This is a genomic window from Microvirga sp. Mcv34 (genome assembly GCF_024519725.1).
In the GTDB taxonomy this organism is placed as follows: domain Bacteria; phylum Pseudomonadota; class Alphaproteobacteria; order Rhizobiales; family Beijerinckiaceae; genus Microvirga.
Genome location: NZ_JALJRK010000065.1, coordinates 20193 through 27197, shown reverse-complemented (window position 1 = coordinate 27197; position 7005 = coordinate 20193). Strand labels below are relative to the sequence as shown.

Here is a 7005-nt window from a genome sequence, read left to right as displayed (position 1 = left end):
GCGGCGAAGCGAAGACACGGCTGCCTGCTCCCTGCCCTGCCCCGTTGGGCTTTGCGGCCTGCGCGGGACCGACAGGCGCCTGATCGACGCGGGCATAACTCATGTGAGCCGAGGCGTCGCCCGGAACAGTGTTGGCCTGCGGCTGGGAAGCGGCTGCGGGAGCAGCTGCCGGAGCCGGCGCAGCCTCCGCCTTCGGCGCGGGCGCCGGAGCGGCGCCACCTGCGGCCGGAGCCGTGATGCTCTTCGGATCCTCGCCCTCGCCGGCGATCAGCGCGATGAGCTGGTTGACCGGCACGTCCGCCGTGCCTTCCGGAACGACGATCTTCGCGAGGATTCCCTCGTCGACCGCTTCCACTTCCATGGTGGCCTTGTCGGTCTCGATCTCGGCGATGACGTCGCCGGACTTCACCGTGTCGCCTTCCTTCTTCAGCCACTTGGCAAGGTTGCCCTTTTCCATGGTGGGAGACAGGGCGGGCATCAGGATATTGATGGGCATGGCGTTGTGGGATCCTGATCTTGAAGGGTTTTAGTTGATAGCCTGCGTGGAGCCGGGATCGCTCGGATCGTCCAGCTCGGCCTGGATGCCGGCGGTAATCTCGGCGAGAGCCTCCTCCTCGGAGAACTCCGTTTCCATGGCGTAAACACGCGCGGCGTGACGGGCGAGGTCCACCAGGAGCACGCCCCAGGTGAACGGATCATCGAAGGCGCGGCGGAGCGCGATGCTCACCGCCCCGTCGACCACCGAAGCCCTCAGGATCTCGACACCCCCTTTTTCGAGGGCGTCAGGCGGAACGTTGAGGGCTTCGAACTTTTTATCGGTCATGCACTTTTCTCCGAAGCGTAGCGGCTCTTCCACCACGTTTCATCCTTGAAATGAGCGGGTATCTTGCCGTCCTCATCCCAAGGATCGATCCCGAGTGCCTCGACTGCCTCGAACCACTCCTCTCTGAGAGAAGTTGGCAGAGGCTTTCCGGACCAAGGGTCAAATCGGAAGCTCATTTGGGAATAGCCTCCATCTAGTACCGACACACCAAATTCCCGGATGCTTGGGTCATAGATGATCGGCATCTGAGTATCACAGGCGTGCTTTAGAAGCTCGGGATAGTCGCCGTACAGTACCGACCTTTCTGGATCGAACTGTAGTCCCTCCTTGGCTCCTCGTTTAGAGTTGCAAAGGAATGACCACATTCCAACCCAAGCAACAGCCCATTCCTCTTCGGTGTATTCGACATCCGAATACTTCTGGAAGGACTGCAGACTGGTTTCTTGGTCCGACAACATAACGCCTTACCGATAGCAAACGGCCTTCGCCGCCTGCACCACTTCGGCCACGGAGGGAAGCGCGAGCTTCTCGAGGTTGGCCGCGTAAGGCATGGGCACGTCCTTGCCGGTGACGCGGATCACGGGGGCGTCGAGGTAGTCGAACGCGTTCTCCATGATGCGCATGGCGATCTCGGTGCCGACGCCCGATTGCGGATAGCCCTCTTCCACCGTGACGCAGCGGCCGGTTTTCATGACCGAAGCGACGATGGTGTCGGTGTCCATCGGACGGATCGTGCGCAGGTCGATGACCTCGGCCTCGATGCCTTCCTTGGCCAGTTCCTCGGCGGCCTTGAGCGCATAGGTCATGCCGATGGAGAACGACACGATGGTGACGTCCTTGCCCTCGCGATGAATGCGCGCCTTGCCGATCGGCACGGTGAAATCATCGAGCTTCGGCACCGGGAAGGACTGGCCATAGAGAATCTCGTTCTCCAGGAACACCACAGGGTTCGGATCGCGGATGGCACTCTTGAGCAGGCCCTTCGCGTCGGACGCGGTGTAAGGCGACACGACCTTGAGGCCCGGAATCTGCGAATACCACGCCGCGAAGTCCTGGCTGTGCTGCGCACCCACGCGGGCGGCGGCACCGTTCGGACCGCGGAACACGATGGGCGCACCGAGCTGGCCGCCGGACATGTAGAGGGTCTTGGCCGCAGAGTTGATGATCTGGTCGATCGCCTGCATGGCGAAGTTGAAGGTCATGAACTCGACGATCGGGCGCAGGCCCGTGAAAGCCGCGCCGACGCCGGCGCCGGCGAAGCCGTGCTCGGTGATGGGCGTGTCGATCACGCGCTTGGCGCCGAACTCCTGCAGCAGGCCCTGCGTGACCTTGTAGGCGCCCTGGTACTCGGCCACCTCCTCGCCCATGACGAAGACCTTGTCGTCCTTGCGCATCTCCTCGGCCATGGCGTCGCGGAGGGCTTCACGGACGGTCATGTTGACCAGTTCCGTCCCCTCCGGGATTTCGGCCATGGCGTTGTAGGACGTGCGATTGGTGATGACCGAGGGAGCTGCAGGCGTCGAAAGATCGGCCTGCTGCGGACGCTGGTCGGGAGCCGGACGGTCGGCCATGCCCTCGGCCTGCATGTCGGGTGTCGGAGCGGGCTGCGCTTCCGGCGCCGGAGCCGCAGGCGCCTTCGCCGAGGAGGCGGCCGAGGACACGTCCTCGCCCTCACCGGCGAGGATCGCGATGGGCGTGTTCACGGCCACATTATCCGTGCCGTCGGAAACCAGGATCTTGGCGAGGACGCCCTCGTCGATCGCCTCGACCTCCATGGTCGCCTTGTCGGTCTCGATTTCGGCCAGCACGTCGCCGGGCTTGACCTGATCGCCTTCTTTTTTCAGCCACTTGGCCAGTTTGCCCTGCTCCATGGTGGGGGACAGGGCAGGCATGAGAATATCGATCGCCATGAAAGACTCGTGTTGATTGTCGCTAAGGCGAGAATGGGGAGCAGCGCTTTTGAACGCCGCTTAGAGAAGGATATCCGTGTAGAGCTCGGACGGATCGGGCTCCGGATCGTGCGTGGCGAACTCGGCCGCCTCGTTGACGATCTCGCGCACCTTGCTGTCCATGGCCTTCAGCTCGTCTTCCGACAGCTTCCAGCTCTCCAGCAGACGGCGGCGCACCTGCTCGATGGGATCGTGCTCCTCGCGCATGCGAGCCACTTCGTCCTTCGTGCGATACTTCGCCGGATCGGACATGGAATGGCCGCGATAGCGGTAGGTCTGCATCTCGAGGATGTAGGGGCCCTTGCCGGAACGGGCATGCTCGATGGCGCGCTGGCCGGCGGCGTAGACCGCGCGGACATCCATGCCGTCCACCTGCTCCCCGGGAATGCCGAAAGACAGCCCGCGCTTCGAGAAATCGGTCTGAGCCGACGCGCGGGTCACCGCGGTGCCCATGGCGTAGCGGTTGTTCTCGATCACATAGACGACGGGCAGCTTCCAGAGCTGCGCCATGTTGAAGCTCTCGTAGACCTGGCCCTGATTGGCGGCGCCGTCGCCGAAATAGGTCAGGCAGACATTGCCGTTCTCGCGGTAATGGTTCGCGAAGGCGATGCCAGTGCCGAGCGACACCTGGGCCCCGACGATGCCGTGGCCGCCATAGAAATGCTTCTCCTTGGAGAACATGTGCATGGAGCCGCCCTTGCCTTTCGACAGGCCGCCGCGGCGCCCCGTCAGCTCGGCCATGACGCCCTTCGCGTCCATGCCGCAGGCAAGCATATGACCGTGATCGCGATAACCCGTGATCACCTGGTCGCCGTCCTTCGTCGCCATCTGCATGCCGACGACCACGGCCTCCTGGCCGATATAGAGGTGGCAGAAACCGCCGATCAGCCCCATGCCGTACATCTGGCCGGACTTCTCCTCGAAGCGCCGGATCAGCAGCATGTCGTTATAGGCAGATAAGTCCTGGTTCTTGTCGAATTGCGGGGAATTGGGGGCAGCTCCGCGATTGGAGCCTTTGCCGGAAGTAGTCTTGTTAGCCGCGCCAGCACCAGCGCGGCCCGCCTTGCGGGCAGCAACAGCCATCGGGTCCTCCGAAGGGTTTCCTCGACGAAAGTTGTAGCGCAGACGGAATCGGAAATCGAGAGGCCCAAAAGGTGTTTTGCGCTGCACAATGAAAAGCGCAACCTACTGGAAATGCACATCAAAATCCGATCAACTGAAATTGAGTTAAGCAGAACTTTTAAGTTATTGTTAATTATGGGCCCGTGATGATCACAAGGTCGTTCTTGTGGACGCGACCCAACATGACGCGAGCGCGCTCCTCGAGCAGATCGCGGTCGATCTGGTCGCTCCTGAGCAGCGCGATGCGACGCTCCCACTCGGAGCGCTGGGTCTTTAAACCATCGAGCTCGGCGGAAAGTTCGGCGACCTGCGCTTCATATTTTTGCTGAGCCTCGATGCCCCGCGACCCGCTATGTGCATGGTGCACGAAATAGGCCGCTACGCCCGCCGAGATGCCATAGAGCACCAGCGGGATGAGGAATCGTCTCAATCGTCTGCGGATCACCATGGCGCGAGTCTTAACCCGACATGGTTAAAGAGGCGTTAGAGTTTGAAGGGCGAATGCGGCCGGTGGCCCTTCTCGGCAGGTCGCGTCGTAGATCCGCGCACCGGTCTTCTGAGCTTGATGAACGGGTATTTCGACGGATGAAGCGAGCCGTCAAAGAATCCCGGAACCCGAGCACAGAAAAGGGCCGCACATGGCGGCCCTCCCTTAAGATCAGCGATGCCGTCCGACCTTAGGCCAAAGCCTTCAGCGCCGCCCGGCCGGCATAGACCGCCTGCGAGCCGAGCTCCTCCTCGATGCGGATGAGCTGGTTGTACTTGGCCAGTCTGTCGGAGCGGGCGAGCGAGCCGGTCTTGATCTGCCCGCAATTGGTCGCCACCGCGAGGTCCGCGATGGTCGAGTCTTCCGTCTCGCCCGAGCGGTGGGACATGACGGCCGTGTAGCCGGCGCGATGAGCCATGTCGACGGCGGCGAGCGTCTCGGTGAGGGAGCCGATCTGGTTCACCTTCACGAGGAGCGAGTTTGCGACGCCCTGCTTGATGCCCTGCGAGAGGCGCTTCACGTTCGTGACGAAGAGGTCGTCTCCCACGAGCTGACACTTGGAGCCGATCAGGTCCGTCACGGCCTTCCAACCCTCCCAATCGTCCTCGGACATGCCGTCCTCGATGGTCGCGATGGGATAGGCGGCGACGAGCTTCGCCAGGTACTCGGCCTGCTGCTGCGGGCTCAGCTTGTCGCCCGTGCCTTCATACACGTAAGCGCCGTTCTTGAAGAACTCGGTGGCCGCGCAGTCGAGGCCGATCACCATGTCCTTGCCCGGCTTGTAGCCGGCCTGCTCGATGGACTTCATGATGAAGTCGAGAGCGGCTTCGGCGGAAGGCAGGTTCGGGGCGAAGCCGCCCTCATCGCCCACATTGGTGTTGTGGCCGGCATCCTTCAGGGCCTTCTTCAAGGTGTGGAACACCTCGGCGCCCATGCGCACGGCTTCGGAGAGGGTCGGCGCTCCGACCGGCATAACCATGAACTCCTGGAAGTCGATGGGGTTGTCCGCATGGGCGCCGCCATTGATGATGTTCATCATCGGCACCGGCAGGACACGGGCCTGGGTGCCGCCCACATAACGATAGAGCGGAAGCGTCGAGGCCTCGGCGGCGGCCTTGGCGACGGCGAGCGAGACGCCGAGGATCGCGTTGGCCCCCAGACGCGCCTTGTTCGGGGTGCCGTCGAGCTCGATCATGGTCTCGTCGATGGCGACCTGCTCTTCCGCGTCCATGCCGCCGATGGCATCGAGGATCTCGTTGTTGACCGCATCGACGGCCTTGAGCACGCCCTTGCCGAGATAGACCGACTTGTCGCCGTCGCGCAGCTCGACCGCCTCATGAGCGCCCGTGGAGGCGCCGGACGGCACGGCAGCGCGGCCCATGGAGCCGTCCTCGAGGGTCACATCCACCTCGACCGTGGGGTTGCCCCGGCTGTCGAGGATCTGGCGGGCGAAAACGTCGATAATCGCGGTCATGAGCAGGCTCCTGCTGGCTGAAGGGCCGCCTTGTCCGACTTACCTGACGGGTGCGGCCTCTCGTCATGAATTGGCTTATTGACCGAAATCCCCATGTGAGCAAGGACGGCGAGAGCTTTCCCTTTACCAATCCAAGGTCAATTCCAGATGACGGAAACCACTCTCCAGCTCGGCCATGCCAGCGCGCAGCCCCAATCCCCCGAGGAAGCGCAGCTCGACCGGGTGCCGAACCCCCATACCGACACCGATTACCTCGCCCGCTTCACGGTGCCGGAATTCACGTCGCTCTGCCCGGTGACGGGGCAACCGGACTTCGCAATTCTCGTGATCGACTACGTGCCAGGGCCCTGGCTCGTCGAATCGAAGTCGCTCAAGCTCTACATGCACAGCTTCCGCAATCACGGCGCTTTCCACGAGGATTGCACCGTCGCCATCGGCAAGTGCCTCGCCGACCTGCTGGAGCCGCGCTACCTGCGGATCGGCGGTTACTGGTATCCGCGCGGCGGCATCCCCATCGACGTGTTCTGGCAGACCGGCGAGCTGCCGAAGAACCTGTGGCTGCCCGACCAGGGCGTGGCGCCGTATCGCGCCCGCTGAATCAATCAGGCCTCGCCGCCGGCGGCGGCGGGGCTCCCCGCTCCCGATAGGAGGGCAGATCCGGAGCGCCGTTCGCCACCGGATTTCGTTCGAGATCGGCGATCAGGGACTTCATCTCGCCGATCTCGCGGACCTGGGCCTCGATGATGCGATCCGCGAGCAGCCTGACCCGTGGGTCGCGGATATGAGCGCGCTCGCTGGTCATGATCGCGATGGAATGGTGCGGGATCATGGCCTTCATGTAGGAGACGTCGGTGACGGTCTCCTGGCTGCGGACCAGCCACAAGGCCCCGGCGAAGACCAGAGCGCTGACGGCCAGGATCGCGATATTGGCGGCCCTGCTCCCGTACATGGACCACATGAAGCCGAGCATGATGACGGCCATCACGGCCCCCATCACGACGGCCATCCAGGTCCGCGTCTGGCTGTAGAAGACGTGGTCCAGCGCGTAGGTATTCAGATACATCAGGCCGAACATCACGATCGTGGACGTCACGATCATAGCGCCAAAACGTGCATAGCTCATCGCCACCGGTCCCGTGCGGTTTCACAC

General features: G+C 63.0%; 9 protein-coding genes. 1 reads left to right on the top strand and 8 read right to left on the bottom strand.

Annotated features, from left to right (window positions below):
- From OC446_RS23260 to eno, 7 genes are all read right to left on the bottom strand, one after another.
- Positions 1–496: biotin/lipoyl-containing protein (locus OC446_RS23260; RefSeq protein ID WP_262031393.1), on the bottom strand; the 496-nt coding region annotated here is incomplete at its 3' end.
- Positions 497–526: 30 nt separating this feature from the next.
- Positions 527–823, bottom strand: a complete 297-nt coding sequence (locus tag OC446_RS23255) for a DUF5076 domain-containing protein (RefSeq protein WP_262031392.1) — start codon at positions 821–823, stop codon at positions 527–529.
- The gene (locus OC446_RS23250) at positions 820–1281 is read right to left on the bottom strand and encodes a DUF6980 family protein (RefSeq protein WP_262031391.1); all 462 of its coding nucleotides are present in this window, start codon (positions 1279–1281) and stop codon (positions 820–822) included. Before OC446_RS23250 ends, OC446_RS23255 begins: the two co-directional genes overlap by 4 nt.
- Before the next feature lie 6 nt (positions 1282–1287).
- Positions 1288–2733: a pyruvate dehydrogenase complex E1 component subunit beta gene (locus tag OC446_RS23245; protein ID WP_262031390.1), complete on the bottom strand. Its 1446-nt coding sequence runs from the start codon at positions 2731–2733 to the stop codon at positions 1288–1290.
- A gap of 60 nt (positions 2734–2793) precedes the next feature.
- A complete protein-coding gene (gene pdhA / locus OC446_RS23240) occupies positions 2794–3855 on the bottom strand; it encodes a pyruvate dehydrogenase (acetyl-transferring) E1 component subunit alpha (RefSeq protein WP_262031389.1) in 1062 nt (353 codons plus the stop codon).
- 172 nt (positions 3856–4027) lie between these two features.
- On the bottom strand, positions 4028–4342 hold the full coding sequence (locus OC446_RS23235; RefSeq protein WP_262031388.1) for an FtsB family cell division protein: 315 nt from the start codon (positions 4340–4342) through the stop codon (positions 4028–4030).
- Between the two features lie 229 nt (positions 4343–4571).
- The gene (gene eno, locus OC446_RS23230) at positions 4572–5855 is read right to left on the bottom strand and encodes a phosphopyruvate hydratase (protein WP_262031387.1); all 1284 of its coding nucleotides are present in this window, start codon (positions 5853–5855) and stop codon (positions 4572–4574) included.
- A 147-nt stretch (positions 5856–6002) separates the two neighbouring features.
- On the opposite strand from eno, the gene queF reads away from it, so the two are divergent.
- Entirely contained in the window at positions 6003–6452 is a 450-nt protein-coding gene (gene queF, locus OC446_RS23225; RefSeq protein WP_262031386.1) for a preQ(1) synthase, read from the top strand.
- Position 6453: 1 nt separating this feature from the next.
- On the opposite strand, the gene OC446_RS23220 is transcribed toward queF, so the two are convergent.
- A complete protein-coding gene (locus tag OC446_RS23220; protein ID WP_262031385.1) occupies positions 6454–6978 on the bottom strand; it encodes a DUF305 domain-containing protein in 525 nt (174 codons plus the stop codon).
- Between the last annotated feature and the right edge of the window lie 27 nt (positions 6979–7005).